The sequence below is a fragment of the Demequina gelatinilytica genome (assembly GCF_000971115.1).
Classification (GTDB): domain Bacteria; phylum Actinomycetota; class Actinomycetes; order Actinomycetales; family Demequinaceae; genus Demequina; species Demequina gelatinilytica.
Genome location: NZ_BBLV01000016.1, coordinates 1 through 21,515, shown reverse-complemented (window position 1 = coordinate 21,515; position 21,515 = coordinate 1). Strand labels below are relative to the sequence as shown.

Annotated in this window: 22 protein-coding genes; 14 read left to right on the top strand and 8 right to left on the bottom strand. The window is 72.2% G+C overall.

Annotation, left to right across the window (positions count from 1 at the left end; translation table 11 throughout):
• Positions 1 to 527: HNH endonuclease signature motif containing protein (locus AOM00_RS12395; RefSeq protein WP_169746854.1), on the top strand; the 527-nt coding region annotated here is incomplete at its 5' end.
• Between the two features lie 89 nt (positions 528 to 616).
• On the opposite strand, the gene AOM00_RS12390 is transcribed toward AOM00_RS12395, so the two are convergent.
• The 5 genes from AOM00_RS12390 to AOM00_RS12370 form a co-directional block, all read right to left on the bottom strand.
• Positions 617 to 2,638 carry a YhgE/Pip family protein gene (locus tag AOM00_RS12390; protein ID WP_062518119.1) on the bottom strand — a complete coding sequence of 674 codons (2,022 nt, stop codon included), beginning with the start codon at positions 2,636 to 2,638 and terminating at the stop codon, positions 617 to 619.
• A gap of 32 nt (positions 2,639 to 2,670) precedes the next feature.
• Positions 2,671 to 3,315: a hypothetical protein gene (locus tag AOM00_RS12385; RefSeq protein WP_062518086.1), complete on the bottom strand. Its 645-nt coding sequence runs from the start codon at positions 3,313 to 3,315 to the stop codon at positions 2,671 to 2,673.
• Positions 3,312 to 3,923: a TetR/AcrR family transcriptional regulator gene (locus tag AOM00_RS12380; RefSeq protein ID WP_062518085.1), complete on the bottom strand. Its 612-nt coding sequence runs from the start codon at positions 3,921 to 3,923 to the stop codon at positions 3,312 to 3,314. Before AOM00_RS12380 ends, AOM00_RS12385 begins: the two co-directional genes overlap by 4 nt.
• A gap of 37 nt (positions 3,924 to 3,960) precedes the next feature.
• Positions 3,961 to 4,164, bottom strand: coding sequence for a hypothetical protein (locus AOM00_RS12375; protein ID WP_156159163.1), 204 nt, complete (start codon positions 4,162 to 4,164; stop codon positions 3,961 to 3,963).
• Positions 4,165 to 4,238: 74 nt separating this feature from the next.
• Positions 4,239 to 5,309 carry an NAD-dependent epimerase/dehydratase family protein gene (locus AOM00_RS12370; RefSeq protein ID WP_062518083.1) on the bottom strand — a complete coding sequence of 357 codons (1,071 nt, stop codon included), beginning with the start codon at positions 5,307 to 5,309 and terminating at the stop codon, positions 4,239 to 4,241.
• A 111-nt stretch (positions 5,310 to 5,420) separates the two neighbouring features.
• On the opposite strand from AOM00_RS12370, the gene AOM00_RS12365 reads away from it, so the two are divergent.
• Positions 5,421 to 6,104 carry a DUF8548 family protein gene (locus AOM00_RS12365; protein WP_062518082.1) on the top strand — a complete coding sequence of 228 codons (684 nt, stop codon included), beginning with the start codon at positions 5,421 to 5,423 and terminating at the stop codon, positions 6,102 to 6,104.
• A 98-nt stretch (positions 6,105 to 6,202) separates the two neighbouring features.
• On the top strand, positions 6,203 to 6,955 hold the full coding sequence (locus AOM00_RS12360; protein ID WP_062518081.1) for a DUF8548 family protein: 753 nt from the start codon (positions 6,203 to 6,205) through the stop codon (positions 6,953 to 6,955).
• Here AOM00_RS12360 and AOM00_RS12355 read toward each other — a convergent pair.
• Entirely contained in the window at positions 6,949 to 7,449 is a 501-nt protein-coding gene (locus tag AOM00_RS12355) for a GNAT family N-acetyltransferase (protein WP_062518080.1), read from the bottom strand. The genes AOM00_RS12360 and AOM00_RS12355 overlap by 7 nt on opposite strands.
• Positions 7,450 to 7,505: 56 nt before the next feature.
• The gene (locus AOM00_RS12350; protein WP_304524077.1) at positions 7,506 to 8,495 is read right to left on the bottom strand and encodes a quinone oxidoreductase family protein; all 990 of its coding nucleotides are present in this window, start codon (positions 8,493 to 8,495) and stop codon (positions 7,506 to 7,508) included.
• Positions 8,496 to 8,532: 37 nt separating this feature from the next.
• Between AOM00_RS12350 and argC the strand changes: the two genes are divergently transcribed.
• The 9 genes from argC to AOM00_RS12305 all read left to right on the top strand — a co-directional run bounded on the left by argC (position 8,533) and on the right by AOM00_RS12305 (position 18,824).
• Positions 8,533 to 9,588 (top strand): N-acetyl-gamma-glutamyl-phosphate reductase, encoded by a 1,056-nt coding sequence (gene argC, locus AOM00_RS12345; protein ID WP_062518079.1) that lies wholly within the window; start codon positions 8,533 to 8,535, stop codon positions 9,586 to 9,588.
• Complete coding sequence (argJ, locus tag AOM00_RS12340) at positions 9,585 to 10,760, top strand: bifunctional glutamate N-acetyltransferase/amino-acid acetyltransferase ArgJ (protein WP_062518078.1); 1,176 nt, start codon at positions 9,585 to 9,587, stop codon at positions 10,758 to 10,760. The genes argC and argJ overlap by 4 nt, the downstream gene beginning before the upstream one ends.
• Before the next feature lie 74 nt (positions 10,761 to 10,834).
• The gene (argB, locus tag AOM00_RS12335) at positions 10,835 to 11,683 is read left to right on the top strand and encodes an acetylglutamate kinase (protein WP_439644932.1); all 849 of its coding nucleotides are present in this window, start codon (positions 10,835 to 10,837) and stop codon (positions 11,681 to 11,683) included.
• Positions 11,680 to 12,930, top strand: a complete 1,251-nt coding sequence (locus tag AOM00_RS12330; protein WP_062518076.1) for an acetylornithine transaminase — start codon at positions 11,680 to 11,682, stop codon at positions 12,928 to 12,930. The genes argB and AOM00_RS12330 overlap by 4 nt, the downstream gene beginning before the upstream one ends.
• Positions 12,927 to 13,865: an ornithine carbamoyltransferase gene (gene argF, locus AOM00_RS12325; protein WP_062518075.1), complete on the top strand. Its 939-nt coding sequence runs from the start codon at positions 12,927 to 12,929 to the stop codon at positions 13,863 to 13,865. The genes AOM00_RS12330 and argF overlap by 4 nt, the downstream gene beginning before the upstream one ends.
• Positions 13,847 to 14,350 (top strand): arginine repressor, encoded by a 504-nt coding sequence (gene argR, locus AOM00_RS12320; RefSeq protein ID WP_062518074.1) that lies wholly within the window; start codon positions 13,847 to 13,849, stop codon positions 14,348 to 14,350. The genes argF and argR overlap by 19 nt, the downstream gene beginning before the upstream one ends.
• 31 nt (positions 14,351 to 14,381) lie before the next feature.
• A complete protein-coding gene (locus tag AOM00_RS12315; protein WP_062518073.1) occupies positions 14,382 to 15,581 on the top strand; it encodes an argininosuccinate synthase in 1,200 nt (399 codons plus the stop codon).
• An 84-nt stretch (positions 15,582 to 15,665) separates the two neighbouring features.
• Positions 15,666 to 17,093 carry an argininosuccinate lyase gene (gene argH, locus AOM00_RS12310; protein WP_062518072.1) on the top strand — a complete coding sequence of 476 codons (1,428 nt, stop codon included), beginning with the start codon at positions 15,666 to 15,668 and terminating at the stop codon, positions 17,091 to 17,093.
• A gap of 87 nt (positions 17,094 to 17,180) precedes the next feature.
• Positions 17,181 to 18,824 (top strand): FG-GAP-like repeat-containing protein, encoded by a 1,644-nt coding sequence (locus AOM00_RS12305; RefSeq protein ID WP_082097028.1) that lies wholly within the window; start codon positions 17,181 to 17,183, stop codon positions 18,822 to 18,824.
• Positions 18,825 to 18,836: 12 nt separating this feature from the next.
• Here AOM00_RS12305 and AOM00_RS12300 read toward each other — a convergent pair whose 3' ends face one another.
• Entirely contained in the window at positions 18,837 to 19,310 is a 474-nt protein-coding gene (locus AOM00_RS12300) for a YbaK/EbsC family protein (RefSeq protein ID WP_062518070.1), read from the bottom strand.
• 22 nt (positions 19,311 to 19,332) lie between these two features.
• Here AOM00_RS12300 and AOM00_RS12295 point away from each other — a divergent pair, with 22 nt between their 5' ends.
• A complete protein-coding gene (locus AOM00_RS12295) occupies positions 19,333 to 19,890 on the top strand; it encodes a uridine kinase family protein (RefSeq protein ID WP_062518069.1) in 558 nt (185 codons plus the stop codon).
• A gap of 44 nt (positions 19,891 to 19,934) precedes the next feature.
• Positions 19,935 to 21,200, top strand: a complete 1,266-nt coding sequence (gene tyrS / locus AOM00_RS12290; RefSeq protein ID WP_062518068.1) for a tyrosine--tRNA ligase — start codon at positions 19,935 to 19,937, stop codon at positions 21,198 to 21,200.
• Positions 21,201 to 21,515: the final 315 nt, after the last annotated feature.

Sequence of the window (21,515 nt, the reverse complement as noted above, 5' to 3'; positions counted from 1 at the left end):
GGTCCGGGGTGTCGACCACGGTGGTGGTGCGTATCGACCTCGAGGCGCTGCGTACCGGCGTCGGGCTGGGCTCGTGCGATGCGGTCGGCGTGCCCCTGGGCCCCGGCGAGGTTCGCCGCCTGGCCGTCGACATGCAGATCCTGCCCGTGGTCCTCGGTACCGGATCACAAGCACTCGATGTGGGCTACGCGAAACGGTTCTTCACCCCCGCACAGAGGATCGCGCTGGCCGAGCGTGACGGCGGCTGCGCGTTCTGCCACGCCCCAGTGTCGTGGTGCGACGCCCACCACATCCGCCACTGGTCCCACGGCGGCCGATCCGACCTGTCCAACGGCGTGCTCTTGTGCACCCGCTGTCATCACCGCATCCACGACGACGGCTGGCAAGTCCACGCCACCACCACCGAGGTGTGGTTCACCCCACCCGCCAGCATCGACCCCACCCGCACCTCCAGACGAGGCGGCAAAACCGCACTCCAGGTCGACCTCCCCGCACGCACACCCGCCACCGCGAACCCACCGGGCTAGCTGCCACGCCCCACCGCGCCCACCGCCAGGCGGGCGCCGCCGCGGCACGCCCCGGCACGGGAGACGCGCCCTCGCCGGCCGCGCCGCGATCAGCCGATGAGGCTCGGCTGCAGGTCCCGCAGCGTCTGCCGGTGAGTCATGCGCGCCACGCCCGCCATCGCCACCACAAGCGCGGCGACCAACCAGGCAGCCAGCACCGCCACGTCCCCGATCGCCGCGGCGACCGAGCCGCCGTACATCATCTGCCGCAGCCCATCGACGGCGTAGCTCATCGGGAGCAGGTGGTGCAGCGCCGCGAGCGGCGTGGGCAGCGTCTGCCACGGGAACGTGCCGCCCGCGGTGACCAGCTGCAGCACCATGAGCACGAGCCCCAAGAACTGCCCGACCGAGCCCAGCCACACGTTGAGCGCCAGGATGATCGCCGCGAAGGTCACAGCCGAGACGGCCATGAGGGCGTAGGTGCCCCACGGATGGTCGACCGAGAAGTCGAGCGCGACCGCGACCACGGCGAAGAGCCCCACCATCTGGATCGCGCCGAGCGCGGACGGGGTGAGCCATCCTGCGAGCGTGACCCTCACCGGTGAATGGATGGCGGTGATCGCGCGCCGCGACACCGGCTTGACGATGAGGAACAGCGCGTACATGCCGATCCACGCCGCAAGCGAGATGAAGAACGGCGCCAGCCCGGCGCCGTACGTGCCGGCGGAGGTGAGCGACTCCGAGTCGAGGTCCACCGGGTCCGCGATCGTCTGCGCCTGCAGATCGCGGAGCGCCTCGTCGGCGGGGGAGATCTGTGCCGCGCCGTCCGCGAGAGCGGACTCGAGCTCGTCGGCGCCGTCCGTGAGATCGCCGAGGCCCGACGCGAGCGTGCTCGCGCCTGCCGCAGCCGTGTCGAGCCCCGACGCCAGATCGGAGGCGCCGCTGTCGACCTTGCCTGCGCCGTCCGCGAGCTCGGCGGCCCCGTCCGCGGCGGAGGCCGCACCATCGGCCAGGTCGCCGGCTCCCGAGGCTGCCGAGGAGGCGCCCGCGGCCACCGAAGCGGCGCCGTCCGCCACCTGCTGGGCGCCGTCCGCAAGCGCGTCGATGTCGTCGATCGCGTCGTGCAGTGCAGCGCGGCCATCCTCGAGATCCGCGAGGACGGGCTCGACCTGCTCGAGCGCCGCCGCGATCTGCGCGTCGGTCATGCCAAGCCCGGCCATCTGCGCGGCGAGCTCGTCGAGCGCATCGGGGATGGCCGCTGCCGCCTCGTCCGCGGCCGCGCCCACGGCATCGGCTTGCTCCGCGAGCGCCGCATTGCCGGCCGCGACCTCCGCCGCACCGTCCGCGACGTCGTCCGCTCCGCCCGCGAGCGTCGCGGTACCCGTCGCCAGCGACGATGCGCCGTCGGCGAGGGAGGTGGTGCCTTCGGCGAGCGCGGATGCGCCGTCGGCCAGAGACGATGTGCCGTCCGCGAGCGTCGCCGCTCCCGTCGCGAGGGCATCGGTCCCATCCGCGAGCGACGCCGCGCCGTCCGCCGCGTCGGCAGAGCCCGCGCCAAGCTGGGCCGCCCCGTCGGCGGCCTCGAGCAGCGACTCGCGGACATCGGCGAACCCGAGCAGGAACTCGCTCGCCGCCTCCTCGTTGACGGTGGTGACGATCGACGTGCGGATCGCGTCGGCCGCCTGCTCCCCGATGGTCGACGCGAGGTAGCTGTTGACGTCGCTCGTGGTGAGCGTGACCCGTGCCTGGTGGGGATCGTCGGTGCTGGCCGAGGCGAGCGCCTCCGAGAAGTCCGCGGGGAACTCGATCACGAAGTCGTAGTCCTCCTCGGTGATCCCGTCGAGGGCGGCGTCGGGGTCGACGATGTGCCAGTCGAAGCGCCCGTCCTCCACGAGCTGCTCCGCGACGTCTCGACCGAAGGTCACCGACTCGCCGTCCGTGACCGTCCCGACATCCGTGACCACGATCGCCGCGGGGATGCGGTCGAGAGCCGCGTACGGATCCTTGTTCGCCCACAGGTAGAGGCCGCCGTAGAGCACGGGGACCGTCATGAGCGCCACGAGCGCGAGCACGGCCATCCGGGTGGCGGTGAGGCGACGCAGCTCCGCGGTGATCATCGCGGGGATGCGCACGGCGATCCGGCGCAGGCGTGTCGCGTGCCCCTTCATGCGGACACCTCCACCAGGTCCTCGACGATCACGTCGGGCATGTCGGCGACCGAGGTGCCCGCGATGGTCGCGGCCGCGGCGTCGCCTGCGATGACCAGCACCGCGAGCCCGCGGCGAGCGAGCCCGCGTGCCGCCTCCCACCAGCCGGAGGGGTCCCCGCCGTGCCTGTCCGGCGCGACGAGCACGATGCCCTCCACGCCCGGGCGCAAGGCTGCCAGCTCGAGCAGCAGCCGGACACGGTCGGTCGGGGCGACGTTGGCGAACGGCGTCCGCGCCCATCCGGTGAGCCCCAGCTCGGTCAGCAGCGCGCGCGCCGCGGACGGCGTGGACGCACGTCCCGCGAACATCAGCTCCTCCTCGACGATGCCGACGGTCGACACGTGGCCGACGGGCTCGCTCACCACGGGTGCGTCGACGAGCGCGAGCGCCGCGCGCATGCGTCCGTAGTCCACGCGGCCATCGACCGTGACCACGCCCGTGTCCGGGTGCATGCGCCCCGAGGCGAGCAGGCCCAGCACCGTCGGCCGCTGCTGGGTCTCGGCGCGGACCAGGGTGATGCTTCCGCTCGCGAACGTCGCCGTCGTCGGCAGCAGCACCGCGTCGCCCCGACCCTTCGAGACCTCGACCAGCTCGATCCTCATCGCTCCTCGCCCTCCGTGATGGCCGCGGCGATGTCCGAGGCGCGCGCGGCGCTCACGCCTGCCGCGCAGAGCGGATGCGTCATCACGAGCGTGCGCGCCTGCGCGGGGTCCGCCTCCGGCGCCACCTCGAGCACATCGAGCGCCGCGCGCTCGACCAGCACCGCGAGGATCTCGATGGCGACGTCGGTGCGGACCACGCCCGCCGCCGCCGCCTCGGCGAGGCAGGCACGCACCCGGGCGCGCACCGGCGCGAGGGCGCGCGCCACGGTCTCGCTGTGGTGCGTCGTCACTGCCATCCGGGCGATCGTGCGGACGTCCGCCACCGCGTCCCACAGCGAGACGCCGAGCCGTGCGAGCCCGACCAGCGGGTCCTCGTCGCGCGGCGCGTCGAGCGCCGCGGAGATCCGCACCGCACCCCGGTCGAGCATGGCTGCGACCAGCTCGTCCCGTCCGGCGAAGTGGCCGTAGACGGCGCGGCGGGAGAGGCCGGCCTCGGCCGCGATCGCGTCGAGGGGGGCGTCGACGTCGTCGCGCAGCGCGCGGGCGGCGGCGTCGAGGAGGGCATCGTGATTGCGCGCCGAATCGGCGCGTGGGGATCGTGTGGTCACCTCTGCAGACTAAACAACTTGCACAGCAGTGTGCAAGTTAGCCGAACCCGCCGATAGCCGCGCTCGCGAGGCCGACGACCGCGAGCATGCCGCCGAGGAGCGCGAAGGCACGCGTCGGCGCGTGACGCGGATCGAGCGCGAAGCCGCCGATGGCGAGGAGGATCGCCACGACGGCGAGCACGGGCACCGTGAGCCCCACCGCCCCCAGGACCACCGAGGACACGGCGAGCGGGAGCGCCACCTCCGGGTCGCGTCCACAATCGCGGCGTGGGTCCGGAGGCTCGCCCCGCGCATCGTCCATCCCGGCCCCGCTCCTCAGCCCCTGGCGTCGCGCCCGACCTCGAGGCGCACGCGCTCCAAGGCGTCCACATAGATGGCGGCCACGGCGTCCATGGTCGCGTCCGCCTCGCTGTCGACGGTCCGTCTCGCGGGGTCGGCCTCGAACCAGGCGATCGACTCCGCGATGCCGGCCTCGAAGGGGATGCGCGCCTCCCAGCCCGGCACCAGGCGCCTGATCTTCGCCGTGTCGTGGACGGCGGCGTGCATCTTGTCGCCGTAGATCCCGCCGGCCGCGCCCGGCTCGGCAGCCACGAGCGCGTCCGACGGTACGTGGAGGACCTGCCGCGCGAACGCCTCCTCCGAGAGCCCCGCAGCCCGAGCGATCGCGGCGTGGATGCCCTCCCAGGTCAGGGCCTGGTCGGACGTGATGTGCACCGCCTCGCCGAGCGCCTCGTCTCGGCCCAGCAGGCCGAGCACGCCCGCCGCGACATCGTCGGCGTGCGTGAGGGTCCACAGGGATGTCCCGTCTCCCGGGACCACGATGCGCGCGCCCCGGCGCATGCGGTCCACCAGGGTCCACGGGTGCGCCGAGTTGCCCGTGTAGCCCGGGATCTTGGACGGACCGTAGGTGTGCGCCGGGCGCACGATGGTCCATCCGAGCCCCACGTCGGCCGCCCGCGAGCGCAGCACCTGCTCGGCCTCGGCCTTGAGTCGCGCGTACTCCCACCAGGCGTTCTCCTGCGGCGTGTCCTCGGTGAGCACGTGCAGGCGGTCGTAGGTCTTGTAGGCGGCGGAGGTGGCGATGAGCACGTACTGGTCCGTGAGCGGGGCGAACGTCTCGACATCCGCGGCGACGTGCTCCGGGGTGAACGCGATGAACTGCACCACCGCGTCGAACCGCTCCCGGCGCAGGCGGGCGCCGTGGAGCGCCTCGCGCAGCGCCTCCGCATCGGTCGCGTCCACGTGGATGACGTGCGCGCCCGGCGGGGGAGCGGCGGCCTCGCTGCGGCCGCGGTTGATCAGCGTGAGCTCGTGGCCTGCCGCGTGCGCGGCGGTCGCGAGCGCCGAGGAGATGAGGCCCGTGCCTCCGACGATGAGGATGCGCATGCCTCGAGCCTAGGACGCCGGGGAAGATTGGTCGTCTGCTTCGTCCCGAGTGTGGGGTATGCAGGTTTTGCAGGGCTGTCGCGTCCGGTTGCGCGCCGCTAGCGTTGACGCATGGTCGACGAGCTGGTGGCGGGTCTGAGGGGCGCGCTGGCCGGGATCCTGCCGACGGGGTGGCGCGACGCCGCTCCGTGGGGCTACCCGGGCCAGAGCGAGCTCGCGCTCGTCACGGGCGTGTTCGCGGCCCAGCTGCCCCCGCAGGCGGTCGCCGAGATCGCTGACGGCGTGATGCGCCGCCGGCCCGGCAGCGTGCTCGACGATCTCGCCGACCTCGCCGCGATCGACCCCGTCGACCTGCGCATCGTCCTCGGCGAGCGATGGGGCGACTCGACCGTGCTCGGCGTCCCGCGCCGCCGCGCCGAGGTGATCCACGAGGCGGCGAGGCTGCTTGTCCACGCCGGCGTGAGGTCCGCAGCGGACCTCCAGGAGGCCGCGTCGACCCGTGGCGCGCAGATCTCCGCGCTGCTCCAGTCGGTCCGTGGCCTCGGCCCGGGCACCTGGGGGTCGATCGCCTTCATGGCGCATGCGACGTCCCTCCCGGACGATGCGGTGGTCGCCCTCGTGTCCTCGTGCACCGAGGCGGATCATCCGGATGCCCCGCTGGACCGCGCCCAGGTCGCGCTGCTCATCCGCCTCACGGCCGCGCGCCTCGCGACCGACGAGCGCGTGCTGTCGTACGCGCTCAGCCGCCGTGCCGAGGAGCTCGCGCGCACGCCGGGGGTGCTCGCCGCCGGCTGACCTCGGCGCCCGCTTGAGGAGCGACCCGTGGTGCATCGGCGACGCGCCGACGTCGCGTCCATGCCGCGTGTGGTGGGGTGCCTGTAGCCTTCACGCCCATGGTCGAGAGTCTGGTCCCCAGCCTGCGCACCGGTCTCGCGAGCATGCTCGAGCCCGGTTGGCGCGACGCCGCCCCGTGGGGCTATCCCCGTCACAGCGAGCTCGCGCTCATCGCCGGGGTGTTCGGGACCCAGCTCTCGGCGCCGCTCGTGGGGACCGTGGTCGACACGGTGCTGCGCAACCGCCCCGAGCGCGACTTCGACGACCTGGTCGACCTGGTGGAGCGCGGTCCGATCTGGCTGCGGCACATCCTTGGCGAGCGGTGGGGCGACAGCACCGTGCCCGGCACCTCGCGCCTGCGCTCCGACGTCATCTACGAGGCCGCGGCGGCGCTGGTCGAGTCCGGCGTCGAGGACGCCGTGTCGCTCTCGAAGGTCGCGCGCCAGCACACCGAGGCGCTCGGGGAGCGGCTCCAGGACGTCGAGGGGCTCGGGCCGGGTACCTGGGCGTCCATCTCGTTCATGGCGCACATCCCGGCGCTGCCCGGCCACTCGGTGATGAGGATGGTGCACCAGGCGCTCGCGCACGACTTCCCCGAGGCCGAGCTCGAGCCCGCGGAGGTCGCGGACCTGCTGTCGCTCGCCGCCGAGCGCATGGCGACGCATGAGCGTGTGCTCTCCTATGCGCTGAGCCGGCATGCGGGTCCCAGCAAGGGCCCGTTCCCTGATCCCGACGCCGACGCAGACCCCGACGCAGACCCCGACGCAGACCCTGACGCAGACGCCGAGAGCGAGCAGGACCCGCCTCAGTAGACCGCGCGCGCGAGCAGCGCGACGCGGACCGTGCCGCCGCGCGTGTGCTGCTCGGCGACGCGCTGGAACCCCAGGTGCTCGTGGAAGGTGACGGAGCCGGGGTTCGGCGGGTCGAGCTGCACCTCGGTGGTGACCTCGGTCGCTCCGCGCTCCCGCGCACGCTCGAACACCGACTCGTACAGCGCGCGGCCCACGCCGGTGCCCTTCGCGGTCTCACGCACCACGATCCGGTCGATGTACTGGTGGCGCACGCCACGGGCCTCGAAGTACCGGTAGTTCTCGGAGTCGTAGGGCTGCCCCATCCCGAGGCTCAGCAGGAACGCGGTGACGGCGCGGTCGCGGTCCGTCGCCACGAGGGCGACGTCGCACATCTCGTGGAGCGCGGTGAGCTCCTCCTCGCTGAGGAGGTTGACGGCGGGTGATGCCTCCGCGTTGAGCGCGGTCACGGCAGGGATGTCGGTGACACGCATGACGCGGAGGCGGAGGTTCTGCATGGGCACATTGTGCCCGGCAGATGTGTCCGGCGCGTGTCAAGGACGCGCGCGGCGCGTCACGGGTGCAGCAGCAGCTTGCCGCTCGTCGCTCGCGACTCGAGGGCACGATGCGCGTCCGCGGCCTCCTCGAGCGAGTAGCCGCGATCGATGCGCACGCTGAGGTCGCCCAGCAGGATCCCGTGGAAGATGTCGCTCGCGCGCCACTCGCGCTCCTCGGGATCCGCGGTGAAGTCGGCGAGGGTGGGCCGGCTCAGCACCACCGAGCCCGCGGAGTTGAGACGCTGCGGGTCCACGGGTGCGACGGGGCCCGAGGCGGCGCCGAACAGCACCATCGCGCCGCGTCGGTGCAGCGAGGCGAGGGAGCCGTCGAACGTGGTGCGCCCCACGCCGTCGTAGACGGCGGCGACGCCCTCGGGGACGATGCCCTTGACGGCGGCGGGCAGGTCCGCGCCGATGTCCTCCATGAGGTCGTAGCGCAGCACATGCGAGGCTCCGGCCTGGAGCGCGATCCGCTCCTTCGCGTCGGAGCCGACGGTGCCGATCACCGTCGCGCCGCGTGCGACCGCGAGCTGCGTGAGCAGCAGGCCCACGCCGCCCGCGGCTGCGTGCACCAGGACCACGTCGCCCGGCATCACCGCGTAGGACGACGTCACCAGGTAGTGCGCGGTGAGCCCCTGGAGCATCACGGCGGCGGCCATGTCGAGCTCGACGTCCTCGGGGACGGGGTAGACGTCGGTGACGGGGAGGCTCACGTACTCGGCGTAGGAGCCCTGGGTGAACGCCCACGCCACGCCCTCGCCCTCGACCAGGCTCTCGACCCCCTCGCCGACCTCGACGATCTGGCCCGCGCCCTCCTTGCCCGGGATGAAGGGCAGGTCCATGGGGTAGCGGCCCGAGCGCTGGTAGGTGTCGATGAAGTTGACGCCGGCGGCCTCCACGCGGACCACCACATGCCCCGGGGTCGCGACAGGACGCTCGAGCTCGACCAGCTCGAGCACCTCGGGGCCACCATGCCGCGTCACCTGGATCGCTCTCACGACATGCATGCTACGTGCCCTCCCGTTGCAATATGCATTCTCCTGTATGGTTATTCATATGAGCATCAGGGTCGCAGTGTCAGGCGCCTCCGGCTACGTCGGCGGCGAGGTCCTGCGCGTGTTCTCCGCACACCCCGAGGTGGAGTTCGGCGCGCTCACCGCGCACTCGAGCGCGGGCGACGCGCTCGGGCTGCACCAGCCGCACCTGCGACCGCTCGCCGACCGCGTCATCGTCGAGACCAGCGCGGACACCCTCGCGGGCCACGATGTGGTGGTGCTCGCGTTGCCCCACGGTGCGAGCGGCGAGATCGCCGCGCAGCTCCCGCCCGAGACGCTCGTCATCGACTGCGGCGCCGACCACCGCCTGAGCGACCCGCAGGCGTGGGCCGACTACTACGGAGGCACGCACGCGGGCACCTGGCCCTACGGGATGCCCGAGCTCATCACCGCGGGCGGCCACCAGCGCGACGCGCTGCCGGGTGCCCGTCGCATCGCCGTGCCGGGCTGCAACGTCACCGCGGTGACCCTCGCGCTCCAGCCCGGGGTCGCGGCGGGCGTCGTCGACCCGACGGACATCGTCGCGGTGCTCGCCAACGGCTACTCCGGAGCCGGTAAGAAGCTCGCGCCGCATCTGCTCGCCTCGGAGGCGCTCGGCGCGGCCGCTCCCTACGCGGTGGGCGGCTCGCATCGCCACATCCCCGAGATCGTCCAGAACCTCACGTCCGCCGGCGCGGCGGAGGTGCGCCTGAGCTTCACCCCGACGCTGGTCCCGATGGCGCGCGGCATCCTCGCGACCGTCACCGCGCCGCTCGCCTCCGGCGTCAACGTCGAGGCCGTGCGCGCGGCGTGGGAGAACGCCTACGCCGACGAGCCGTTCGTGCACGTGCTCCCCGAGGGCCAGTGGCCCACCACCGCCGCGACGCTCGGCGCCAACACGTGCCTCATGCAGGTCGCGGTCGACGGCAAGGCCGGACGCGTGGTGGTGGTCGCCGCCATCGACAACCTGGTGAAGGGGACCGCCGGTGCGGCGCTCCAGTCCATGAACGTCGCCCTGGGTCTCGAGGAGGCCCTGGGCCTGAGCACGATCGGAACGGCACCGTGAGCGTCACCGCAGCCCAAGGATTCGAGGCGGCCGGCGTCGCCGCGGGGCTCAAGAGCACGGGAGCGCGCGACGTCGCGCTCGTGGTCAACATCGGGCCCGAGAAGGTGGCGGCCGGCGTCTTCACGTCGAACCGCGTCGTGGCGGCGCCCGTCACCTGGTCCCGCCAGGTCCTCGCGGACTCCCGCGTCGACGCCGTGGTCCTCAACTCCGGGGGCGCCAACGCCGCCACCGGGGCGGAGGGCTTCCTCGACACCCACCGCACCGCGGAGCATGTCGCCGCCGCGCTCCAGGGCGCCGGCCGCGAGGTCTCGCCCGGGGACGTCGCGGTGTGCTCGACGGGGCTCATCGGCGTGCGCCTGCCCATGGACAGGCTCCTGCCGGGCGTGGACGATGCGGTCGCGGGCCTGTCGCCCGCGGGCGGCCCGGATGCGGCGCTCGCGATCATGACCACCGACACCGTGCCCAAGGAGGCCGTCGCCGGAGGCGAAGGCTGGACCGTGGGCGGGATGGCCAAGGGCGCGGGCATGCTCGCGCCTGGCCTCGCCACCATGCTGTGCGTGATCACCACCGACGCATCGCTGAGCCCCGAGCGGGCCGACGCCGCGCTCCGGGCCGCGACGCGCGCCACGTTCGACCGCGTCGACTCCGACGGCTGCATGTCCACCAACGACACGGTCCTGCTGCTCGCGAGCGGTGCCTCGGGCATCGTCCCCGAGGACGGCGCCTTCGAGGCGGCCCTCGCCGACGTCTGCGCGCGCCTCGCCCGTGGACTGGTGGCCGATGCCGAGGGTGCGAGCCATGACATCGCGGTGACCGTCGCGCACGCGACCACGGAGGAGGCCGCGGAGGCCGTCGCACGCGCGATCACGCGCTCGAACCTGTTCAAGGCCGCGATCTTCGGCAACGACCCCAACTGGGGGCGCATCATCTCCGCGGCCGGCACGGTGCCGGAGGAGATCGCGCCCTTCGACCCGACTGCGCTCGACGTGACCGTCAACGGCATCCAGGTGTGCCGCGCCTCGGGCGTCGGCGAGGACCGCGACCTGGTCGACCTGTCCGGCCGCGAGGTCCGCATCGTGCTCGACCTGCACGCCGGCGAAGCCGAGGCGACCGTCTGGACCAACGACCTCACACACGACTACGTCCACGAGAACAGCGCGTACTCCTCATGAACGGGACCTCGGTGAACAACATCCCCACGCCCGACCTCACGCCGCAGCAGAAGGTGGGCGTCCTCATCGACGCCATGCCGTGGATCGAGCAGTTCGCCGGCGCGATCGTCGTCATCAAGTACGGCGGCAACGCGATGATCGACGAGACCCTCAAGCGCGCGTTCGCGCAGGACATCGTCCACCTGCGCCTGCTGGGCCTGCACCCCGTGGTGGTCCACGGCGGCGGCCCCCAGATCTCGGGCATGCTCGACAGGCTGGGGATCGCGTCCGAGTTCCGTGGCGGCCTGCGCGTCACCACGCCCGAGGCGATGGACGTGGTCCGCATGGTCCTCACGGGTCAGGTCTCGCGCGAGCTCGTCGGGCTGATCAACGACCACGGCCCGCACGCGGTGGGTCTGTCCGGCGAGGACGCGGGCATGCTCCAGGCCAAGCGGCGCCATGCCGTGGTCGACGGCGAGCCCGTGGACGTCGGCCTGGTGGGCGACGTGGTCAAGGTCAACCCCGGTGCCGTCACCGACATCATCGAGGCGGGGCGCATCCCTGTCGTGAGCACCGTGGCGCCCGATGTCGACGACCCTACGCAGGTGCTCAACGTCAATGCGGACACCGCTGCCGCGGCGCTCGCGATCGCGCTGCGCGCCCGCAAGCTCATCGTCCTCACCGATGTCGAGGGGCTCTACGCCGCCTGGCCCGACCGCGGCTCGCTCATCTCCGAGATCAGCGCGGAGCACCTCGAGGACATGCTTCCCTCGCTCGAGTCGGGCATGCGGCCCAAGATGGAGGCGTGCCTGCGCGCGGTCCGCGGCGGTGTGCCGCAGGCCCACGTCATCGACGGCCGCGAGCCGCACTCGATCCTCGCCGAGGTCTTCACGTCCGCGGGCTTCGGCACGATGGTCATGCAGGACAAGGAGGTCTGGGTATGAGCGCGCACGATTCGGAGCTGGCGACCCACGGCGAGGCAGGTCTCGAGCGGGGCCGGGTGGACCTCCAGCGCTACGGGCACGCGCTCATGGGTACGTACGGCGTGCCGATGCGCGTGCTGGCGCGCGGCGAGGGCAGCTGGGTGTGGGACGCCGACGGCAACCGCTACCTCGACCTGCTCGGCGGCATCGCGGTCAACGCGCTCGGGCACGCGCACCCCGCGTGGGTCGCGGCGATCGCGCAGCAGGCGGGCACGCTCGCGCAGGCCTCCAACTTCTTCGCCACCGAGCCGCAGATCCGCCTCGCGGAGCGGCTGCTGGAGCTCGCGCATGCGCCGCACGGCTCGCGCGTGTTCCTGTGCAACTCGGGCACCGAGGCCAACGAGGCGGCCTTCAAGATGGCGCGCAAGACGGGCAAGCGCACCGTGATCGCGCTCGAGGGCGGCTTCCATGGGCGCTCGATGGGCGCGCTGTCGATGACCCACAAGGAGGCTCTTCGCGCGCCGTTCGCGCCGCTGCTCGAGCGCGTGGTGTTCGTGCCCGCGAACGACGAGCAGGCGCTGCGCACCGCCGCGGCCGAGCACGCGGAGGACCTTGCCGCGATCATCGTGGAGCCCATCCAGGGCGAGTCGGGCGTGCGGCCCCTGTCCCACGCCTTCCTCGCGGCGGCGCATGAGCTCACGCGCCGCTACGAGGCGCTGCTGGTCATGGACGAGGTCCAGACGGGTGTCGCGCGCACCGGCGCATGGTTCGCCCACCAGCTCACGGGGATCCAGCCCGACGTGATGACGCTGGCCAAGGGGCTCGGCGGAGGGTTCCCCGTCGGCGCGGTGATCGCGTTCGGCGAGCACGCCGGGAGCCTGCTGTCCAAGGGCGACCACGGCACCACGTTCGGCGGCAACGCGCTCGCCGCGGCCGCCGCGAACGCGACGCTCGACGTCATCGACGCCGAGCACCTGCTGGACAACGCCAAGGCCGTGGGGGAGCACCTGCGCGAGGGCCTCGAGGCCGTGCCCGGCGTGGTCGAGGTGCGCGGCGCTGGCCTCATGCTCGGTGTGGGGCTCGCGGCGCCGGTGAGCGCAGCGGTGGCGCAGGCCGCCGTCGACGCCGGCTTCATCGTCAACCCGCCCTCGCCGGACACCATCCGGCTGGTGCCTGCGCTCACGCTCACCACCGCGGAGGCGGACCTGTTCATCGCGTGGATGGCCGAGCACGCCTCCCGCCTCATCACGGAAGGCACCACCGCATGACGACCGAGACCCGCCACTTCCTGCGCGACGACGACATCACCGCCGCGGAGCAGCGCGAGATCCTCGAGCTCGCCCTCGCGTTCCGCAAGGACCGCCACCTCGAGCAGCCCTTCGCGGGGCCGCAGGCCGTCGCGATCATCTTCGACAAGCCGTCGACCCGCACCCGCGTGTCCTTCTCGACGGGCGTCGCCGAGCTGGGCGGCTACCCGCTCGTGATCGACTCCGCGACCTCGCAGCTGGGGCGCGGGGAGCCCGTCGCGGATACGGCCCGGGTGCTCGAGCGCATGGTCTCCGCGATCGTGTGGCGCACGTTCGGTCAGGAGCTCATCGAGGAGATGGCGGCGCACTCGTCGAAGCCGGTCGTCAACGCGCTCACCGACTCGTTCCACCCGTGCCAGATCCTCGCGGACCTCGCGGCGGTGGCCGATGCGCGCGGCGGCGTCGACGCGCTCGCCGGCCTCACCCTCGCGTACGTAGGCGACGGCGCCAACAACATGGCGCACTCCTACCTCCTCGGAGGCGCGCTCGCCGGCATGCACGTGCGGGTCGGGGCGCCGGCGGACTACCTGCCGGACGAGCGCATCGTCCTCGACGCGAAGAAGATCGCGGCGGAGCAGGGCGGGTCCATCACCGTGACCACCGAGCATGACGATGCGGTCGCGGGCGCGGACATCATCTGCACCGACACGTGGGTGTCGATGGGCGACGAGGACCAGTACGCGGCCCGCGCGGACGTGTTCGGCGGCTACCAGGTCAACCAGCACTCGCTCGACATCGCGAACGAGGGAGCTCAGGTGCTCCACTGCCTTCCCGCCTACCGAGGCAAGGAGATCACCGCCGACGTCATCGACGGACCGCAGTCGCTCGTGTGGCTCGAGGCCGAGTACCGCCTGCACGCCCAGAAGGCGCTGCTCGCATGGCTGGCGCGGCGATGAGCGTCGGCGTCCCGCAGACCAAGGCCGCGCGCCAGGCGCTGGTGCGCCATCTCATCGAGACGCAGCAGGTCGAGTCGCAGACGCAGCTCGCCGCGATGCTCGAGGCGGAGGGCCTCCATGCGACGCAGGCGACGCTCTCGCGCGACCTGGTCGAGATCGGGGCCATCAAGGTGCGGGGCGCGGACGGCAAGCTCATGTACGCGACCCAGTCGATCCTCGAGTCGATCGAGGACACGGGCGCGCGGCTCAACCGCCTGTGCGCGGAGCTGCTCCACTCGGCTGCCGGCAGCGCCAACCTCACCGTGCTCCGCACGCCCGAGGGCGCCGCGCAGTTCCTCGCGATGGCGATCGACTCGCATGACGACCCGGATCTGCTCGGGACCGTCGCCGGGGATGACACCATCATCGTCATCGCGACCGACCCGCTCGGAGGCGAGCGCCTCGCACAGAAGTTCCTCGACCGCGCGAGCGGTCTCCACAGCTGACAACCCCACGGAACGTAAGGAAAGAGAAGACATGTCAGAGCGCATCGTGCTGGCCTACTCGGGAGGTCTCGACACCTCCGTCGCCATCGGCTGGATCGCGGAGGCGACCGGTGCCGAGGTCATCGCCGTCGCCGTCGACGTGGGTCAGGGCGGCGAGGACCTCGAGGTCATCCGTCAGCGTGCGCTCGACTGCGGCGCCGTCGAGGCGTACGTCGCCGATGCGCGCGACGAGTTCGCCGAGGAGTACTGCATGCCCGCCCTCAAGGCGAACGCGCTGTACCACGACAAGTACCCCCTGGTCTCGGCGCTGTCCCGCCCCGTCATCGTCAAGCACATCGTCAAGGCGGCGCGCGAGTTCGGCGCGAGCACCATGGCGCACGGCTGCACCGGCAAGGGCAACGACCAGGTCCGCTTCGAGGTGGGCATCGTGTCGCTCGCGCCCGACCTCAAGTGCATCGCCCCGGTCCGCGACCTCGCCCTCACCCGTGACAAGGCGATCGACTACGCGGAGCGCAACAACCTCCCGATCGCGACGACCAAGAAGAACCCGTTCTCGATCGACCAGAACGTGTGGGGCCGCGCCGTCGAGACGGGCTTCCTCGAGGACATCTGGAACGCCCCGACCAAGGACATCTACGACTACACGGACGACCCCGCCTTCCCGCCGGTGCCCGACGAGGTGGTCATCAGCTTCAAGGAGGGCGTCCCGGTCGCGATCGACGGCCAGCCCGTCACCCCGCTCCAGGCGATCGAGGAGATGAACCGCCGTGCGGGCGCGCAGGGCATCGGCCGCATCGACATCGTCGAGGACCGTCTGGTGGGCATCAAGAGCCGCGAGATCTACGAGGCGCCGGGCGCGATCGCGCTCATCGAGGCGCACCGCGAGCTCGAGAACGTCACCATCGAGCGCGAGCTCGCGCGCTACAAGCGTCGCGTGGGCGTCGAGTGGACCGAGCTGGTCTACGACGGCATGTGGAACTCGCCCCTCAAGGGCGCGCTCGACGCGTTCATCGAGGACACCCAGCGCCACGTGAACGGCGACATCCGCATCGTGCTCCACGGCGGCAAGGCCGTGGTGACCGGCCGTCGCTCCGACACCGGTCTGTACGACTTCAACCTCGCCACGTACGACGAGGGCGACACGTTCGACCAGTCCGCCGCGCGCGGCTTCATCGAGATCTACGGCCTCGCCGCCAAGCAGGCGGCGGCGCGCGAGGCGAAGCTCGCCTGACCGCCTAGGGTCGTATCTATCCGGCGGCCGCGCCCCGTTGCGGGCGCGGCCGCCGCACATCTCTACGTATCGAGGGAGCAGGTCATGGCAGGGGAGCACGGCACCAACGAGGGCGCGCTGTGGGGAGGCCGTTTCGAGGGCGGCCCGGCGGCGGCGCTCGCGGCGCTGTCGAAGTCGACGCACTTCGACTGGCGCTACGCGGACGACGACCTCCGCGGCTCGATCGCCCACGCGCACGCGCTCGAGCGCGCGGGGCTCCTCACGGCCGCCGAGTCGAGCGACATGACGGCCGCGCTGGAGACGATGCGCGCCGACGTCGCGGCGGGCACGCTCCTGCCCGCGGAGTCGGACGAGGACGTGCATGGTGCCCTCGAGCGCATCCTCATCGACCGCGTGGGGACGGAGCTGGGCGGCAAGCTCCGTGCGGGACGCTCGCGCAACGACCAGATCGCGACGCTCCCGCGCATGTACCTCCGCCGTCACGCGCGCGTGATCGCCTCCCAGGTGCTCGACGTGGTCGACGCGCTCCTCGCGCAGGCGGACCGCCACCTCGATGCGCCGATGCCGGGCCGCACGCACTTCCAGCACGCGCAGCCCGTCACGCTCGGCCACGCCCTCATGGCGCACGCCTGGCCGCTTCTGCGGGACGTCGAGCGCCTCACCGACTGGGACGCGCGCGCCGCGTGGTCCCCGTACGGCGGCGGGGCGCTCGCCGGCAGCACCCTGGGCCTCGACCCCGTGGCGGTGGCGGAGGAGCTCGGCTTCCTCGGCGCATGCGAGAACTCGATCGACGGCACCGCGTCGCGCGACGTCATCGCCGAGTTCGCCTGGGTGACGGCGATGATCGGCATCGACCTGTCGCGCCTGTCCGAGGAGATCATCGCGTGGGCCACGGTCGAGTTCGGCTTCGTCACGCTCGACGACGCGTACTCGACCGGGTCGAGCATCATGCCGCAGAAGAAGAACCCCGACATCGCGGAGCTCACGCGCGGCAAGGCCGGGCGGCTCATCGGCGATCTCACGGGGCTCCTCGCGACGCTCAAGGGCCTCCCGCTCGCGTACAACCGCGACATCCAGGAGGTGCACGAGCCCGCCTTCGACGCGGTCGACACGCTCGAGACCATCCTTCCGGCGTTCGCGGGGATGGTGGAGACGCTCGTGTTCCGCGTCGAGCGGCTCGCGGCGCTCGCGCCGGCCGGCTTCTCCCTCGCGACCGACATCGCGGAGTGGATGGTCAAGAACGGCACGCCGTTCCGCGAGGCCCATGAGGTCGCTGGCGCGTGCGTGCGCGTGTGCGAGAAGCGTGACAAGGAGCTCCACGAGCTCACGCCCGAGGAGATGGCCGCGATCCACCCCGACCTGACGCCCGGGGTCCTCGAGGTGCTCACCGTGCCCGGATCGCTCGCCGCACGCGACGGGGTGGGCGGTACCGCGCCCGCACGGGTGGCCGAGCAGGGCAAGGCCGCGCGTGCGCGCGTGCGGCACTTCCGCCCGTGGACCGGGCGGGGCTGAGCGGCCTCGCGTGGACATGTCGCCTGCGTGACGGGCCATTCGCGCACAGCCCCTTGAGCTCCGGTGCCCCCGGCCGATGGGGCACCCATGGCAAGGACAGTCTCCTCCCACGCGCGCGCATCGGCCGCCTGGAGACGTGCCACGCTGCGGGCCCGTGCCGCGCTGGCGATGATCGCGCTCGGGATCGCCGCGCTCGCCGCGGCGGCCACCGGCGCCCCCGCTGCGGCAGCGGCTCAGCCCACCTACGGCCAGGCGGCCGCGGCGTATGCGAAGGCGAACCTGGTGGGCCGCCCCTACCGGTCGGGCTATCGGGGCGAGGATGCCTTCGACTGCTCGGGCTCGGTCTACCTCGCATGGAAGCACGCGCTTCCCGGCCGCGTGGAGGAGGTCGCGTCACGCGACCAGTACCTGGGTGCGGGCAAGCGCATCCAGGTGGGCACGGGGACGGCGCTGGCGGCGTCCTACCTGCGCGCGGGCGACCTGCTGTTCTGGTCGAAGGACGGCACGGTGGCGGGCATCTACCACGTGGCGATGTACCTCGGCGATGGCACGCTGCTGCAGACGGCATCGGGACGGGACTCCTTCATCGGCGGTCTCAACTACGCGCCATCGCTGCGGATGCCCGTCGCGGTCCGCCCGCAGGGTGCGGGTGCGCCGGCGCCCAGCGCGACGCACGACGCGATGGATGCGGGCCTCTACGACGAGTTCGCCTACGGCGACTTCAACGGCGACGGCTACGACGATGTGCTGTGGTTCACCGGCACGATGGCGCGCAAGGCACCTCAGAAGGGCTGGCAGATCTCGTACGGCTCCGCGAGCGGGATGTCGCAGTTCCGCCAGGTGGCGTCCCATGCCTGGTCGCCCGCCGACCAGGAGCTCGCGGTCGCGGACCTCGATGGCGACGGCCGCGACGATGTCCTGTGGTTCACGGGGCAGACCTCCCCGAGCCTCTACTGGACCGGGTGGCAGGCGGCGTACGGCACCGCGAACGGGTTCACGCCCTTCACCAAGGTGGGGAGCTCGTCGAGCACCCCGGCCACCGCGAGCCTTGCGCTGAGCGACTTCACGGGCGACCGCCGCGCCGACGTGCTGTGGTTCACCGGAACCGGCGACACCACGCAGCGGTACAGCGGCTGGCAGCTCGCGACCGGGACCGGCGCGGGCTTCTCCGCGTACCGGCCGGTCCGCGCCTCGGCGCAGACGCCGGCACGCGCGCAGCTGGCGATCGCGGACTTCACCGGCGACGGCCGCTCCGACATCCTGTGGTTCACGGGTACCAAGGATGCCGCCACGCGGTACAACGGCTGGCAGCTGGCGACCGCCACCGGCACGGGCTTCTCCCGCTACGCGAAGGTCCGTTCGTCGGCGCAGACGCCGGCACGGGCGCAGCTGGCGATCGCGGACTTCAGCGGCGACGGCCGCGCCGACGTGCTGTGGTTCACCGGCCGCGTCGATCGCACCAAGCGGTTCTCCGGCTGGCAGCTCACGCGCTCCGGCGCCTCGGGCTTCGGTGCCTACGCGCGCGTGTCGACGCGGGGCGACACGCCGCTCACGCGCGAGCACGCGTACGCGGACTTCAGCGGTGACCGCCGCGCGGACGTGCTGTGGTTCACGGGCCGCTGGAGCCGGGTCACGCAGTTCGCGGGATGGCAGCTCGCCGCGGGGAAGCCCCGCGGGCTCGAGAAGATGGTGCGCGTCCACTCGAGCGGACGGACGCCGCGCCGCCAGTAGCGCCGCCCGTGGCTACGCGTGCTCCTCGACGGCTACCTCGGTCGCGCCGGTGATCGCGAGCAGGTCCTCGTAGGAGATCTCGAACACCGAATGCGGTGTGCCGGCAGCGGCCCACAGCTCGCCGTGCTTCTTGAGCTCGACGTCGATGTACGTGGGGACCGGTTCGGGATGCCCCAGAGGTGCCACTCCGCCGATGGGCTGGCCGGTGGCCTCCCGCACATCCGCCGCGGAGGCGCGGGTGATCGAGCGCGCACCGAGCTGGACCGCGAGGAGGTCGGTGTCGACGCGGTGCGAGCCGCTGGTGAGCACCAGCACGGGGGCGCCGTCCGCGAGGAACACCAGGCTCGAGGCGATCGCGCCGACCTCGCAACCGAGCGCCATCGCGGCCTCCGCCGCGGTCCGGGTCGAGTCGGTGAGCGTCCGCACCTGGGAATGCAGGCCGTGCGCCGCGAGGAGGTCCATGATCTTCGCGCTCGAAGGGTGCATATCGCCACCGTATCCTGGCCCGATGCCGAATCCCAGGGTGAGTTTCCTCGCCTCTCGCGTGTGGGCCGCACCGGCGCGCGCGGGGGCCACGCGCATCGTCCTCGTCGACGGCCCCGCGGGCTCGGGCAAGACGACCCTCGCGGGCAGGCTCGGCGCCGCGCTCGGAGCGCAGGTCCTCCACGGGGACGACATGTACGAGGGCTGGGACGGGCTCGCGACGCTCGACCAGGTGCTTGCCCAGGTGCTCGCACCGCTCGGCCGCGGGGAGGAGGGCGGCTTCCGCCGCTGGGACTGGCTCGGCTCGCACCGAGCCGAGCGGATCGCGGTGCCGCCGGCCGATGCTCTGGTCATCGAGGGGGTCGGGGTCGCGTCACGCGCAGCGCGGGAGCACGCGTCCCTGGTGCTGTACGTCGAGGCGCCGTGGGACACGCGTCTGGCGAGGGGGATCGCCCGCGACGGCGAGGCGATGCGAGGGGAGTGGGAGCGGTGGCACCTCGCGGAGGACCGGTACCTCGAGCGCGAGGGCACGCGCGCCGCGGCCGACCATGTCCTCGACGGCGCCGCGCCGGTCGAGGACTGACGGCTGACCCGACCACCGCATCGTGCTGGCACAATGGCGCCATCATGACTGAGCACCTTCTCGACGAGCTCGCCTGGCGCGGGCTGATCTCGCAGACCACCGGTGAGGACGAGCTGCGCGCGGCTCTCGACGCGGGTCCGATCACCCTCTACTGCGGTTTCGACCCGACGGCGCCGAGCCTCCACATCGGGAACCTCGTCCAGATCCTCACGGTGCGTCGCTTCCAGCTCGCGGGGCACAGGCCGCTCATGCTGGTCGGCGGCGCCACCGGGCTCATCGGCGACCCGAAGATGGCGGGGGAGCGCACGCTCAACCCCGTCGACGTGGTGCACCAGTGGGTCGAGCGCATCCGCGGCCAGATCGAGCCGTTCATGTCCTTCGAGGGCGACAACGCCGCGCGGATGGTCAACAACTACGAGTGGACCAAGGACATGTCCGCGATCGAGCTGCTGCGCGACGTGGGCCAGTACTTCCGTCTGGGCACCATGATCGCGAAGGACACCGTCGCACGACGCCTCCACTCGGAGGAGGGCATCTCCTACACCGAGTTCAGCTACCAGGTGCTCCAGGGGATGGACTACCTCGAGCTGTACCGGCGCTACGGCTGCACGCTGCAGACCGGCGGATCCGACCAGTGGGGCAACCTCACCTCGGGCACCGAGCTCACCCGCAAGGCCGAGGGGGTCTCGGTCCACGCGATGGCGACCCCGCTCATCACCAAGGCGGACGGCACCAAGTTCGGCAAGACCGAGTCGGGCACCGTGTGGCTCGACCCCGCCATGACGAGCCCGTACGCCTTCTACCAGTTCTGGCTGAACCAGGCGGATGCCGATGTCATCGGGTACCTCAAGGTCTTCACCTTCCTCACGCGCGACCAGATTGCCGCGCTCGAGGTGAAGGTGGTCGAGGAGCCCTTCCGGCGCGAGGCGCAGCGCACCCTCGCATGGGAGGTCACCCGCATGGTGCATGGCGAGGCCGCGGCCCAGGGCGCGATCGACGCATCGCAGGCGCTCTTCGGCCGCGGCGAGCTCGACTCCCTCGACGAGCCGACGCTGGCCGGCTGCGCACAGGAGCTGGGCGGGGTCGACCTCGAGGCGGGCGCGACCATCGTCGACGCGCTCCTTGCCGCCGGCATCGTCGACTCCACCTCCGCTGCGCGTCGTGCGATCGGCGACGGAGGCGCGTACGTCAACAACGTCCGCGTGGACGATGCCGAGCTGGTGCTGGGCGCGGATCACGCGCTGGCCGGCGGCTGGGTCGTGGTCCGACGCGGCAAGAAGTCGGTCGGGCTCGTGAGGATTTCTTCCTGACGCCACGGCACCGATGAGGCCTGCCGGGGCGCCTTCGGGCGCTCTAGCAGGCCTTTTCCATGCGACACGCCCGGGATGCAGTCGATTTGACCGGGGCAGGGTGGGGTGCGTAATGTCTTCCCCTGTCGCCGCAAGGAACGCGCCAGGCAGGGACTGAAGAGGACCTGCAGGAGACGCCCCGGCGACGTACGATCCAAGAGTCTGGACGGGCCCGAAGAGCCCGACCGGAACGCAGGATCGCCTGACTGGCTCTCGAAGATGAAGCCCTCGATGACGAAGAAGCGGCGCAAGCCGCGGATTTGACAGAGCGGGTTG

What these genes read in the sequence shown, in the direction of transcription:
- AOM00_RS12385 (WP_062518086.1), bottom strand. Translation starts at nt 3,315, where the DNA reads ATGAGGATCGAGCTGGTCGAGGTCTCGAAGGGTCGGGGCGACGCGGTG.
- AOM00_RS12370 (WP_062518083.1), bottom strand. Translation starts at nt 5,309, where the DNA reads ATGCGCATCCTCATCGTCGGAGGCACGGGCCTCATCTCCTCGGCGCTC.
- AOM00_RS12365 (WP_062518082.1), top strand. Translation starts at nt 5,421, where the DNA reads ATGGTCGACGAGCTGGTGGCGGGTCTGAGGGGCGCGCTGGCCGGGATC.
- AOM00_RS12360 (WP_062518081.1), top strand. Translation starts at nt 6,203, where the DNA reads ATGGTCGAGAGTCTGGTCCCCAGCCTGCGCACCGGTCTCGCGAGCATG.
- AOM00_RS12355 (WP_062518080.1), bottom strand. Translation starts at nt 7,449, where the DNA reads ATGCAGAACCTCCGCCTCCGCGTCATGCGTGTCACCGACATCCCTGCC.
- AOM00_RS12350 (WP_304524077.1), bottom strand. Translation starts at nt 8,495, where the DNA reads ATGCATGTCGTGAGAGCGATCCAGGTGACGCGGCATGGTGGCCCCGAG.
- argC (WP_062518079.1), top strand. Translation starts at nt 8,533, where the DNA reads ATGGTTATTCATATGAGCATCAGGGTCGCAGTGTCAGGCGCCTCCGGC.
- argB (WP_439644932.1), top strand. Translation starts at nt 10,835, where the DNA reads ATGCCGTGGATCGAGCAGTTCGCCGGCGCGATCGTCGTCATCAAGTAC.
- AOM00_RS12330 (WP_062518076.1), top strand. Translation starts at nt 11,680, where the DNA reads ATGAGCGCGCACGATTCGGAGCTGGCGACCCACGGCGAGGCAGGTCTC.
- argF (WP_062518075.1), top strand. Translation starts at nt 12,927, where the DNA reads ATGACGACCGAGACCCGCCACTTCCTGCGCGACGACGACATCACCGCC.
- argR (WP_062518074.1), top strand. Translation starts at nt 13,847, where the DNA reads ATGGCTGGCGCGGCGATGAGCGTCGGCGTCCCGCAGACCAAGGCCGCG.
- AOM00_RS12315 (WP_062518073.1), top strand. Translation starts at nt 14,382, where the DNA reads ATGTCAGAGCGCATCGTGCTGGCCTACTCGGGAGGTCTCGACACCTCC.
- argH (WP_062518072.1), top strand. Translation starts at nt 15,666, where the DNA reads ATGGCAGGGGAGCACGGCACCAACGAGGGCGCGCTGTGGGGAGGCCGT.
- AOM00_RS12305 (WP_082097028.1), top strand. Translation starts at nt 17,181, where the DNA reads ATGGCAAGGACAGTCTCCTCCCACGCGCGCGCATCGGCCGCCTGGAGA.
- AOM00_RS12300 (WP_062518070.1), bottom strand. Translation starts at nt 19,310, where the DNA reads ATGCACCCTTCGAGCGCGAAGATCATGGACCTCCTCGCGGCGCACGGC.
- AOM00_RS12295 (WP_062518069.1), top strand. Translation starts at nt 19,333, where the DNA reads ATGCCGAATCCCAGGGTGAGTTTCCTCGCCTCTCGCGTGTGGGCCGCA.
- tyrS (WP_062518068.1), top strand. Translation starts at nt 19,935, where the DNA reads ATGACTGAGCACCTTCTCGACGAGCTCGCCTGGCGCGGGCTGATCTCG.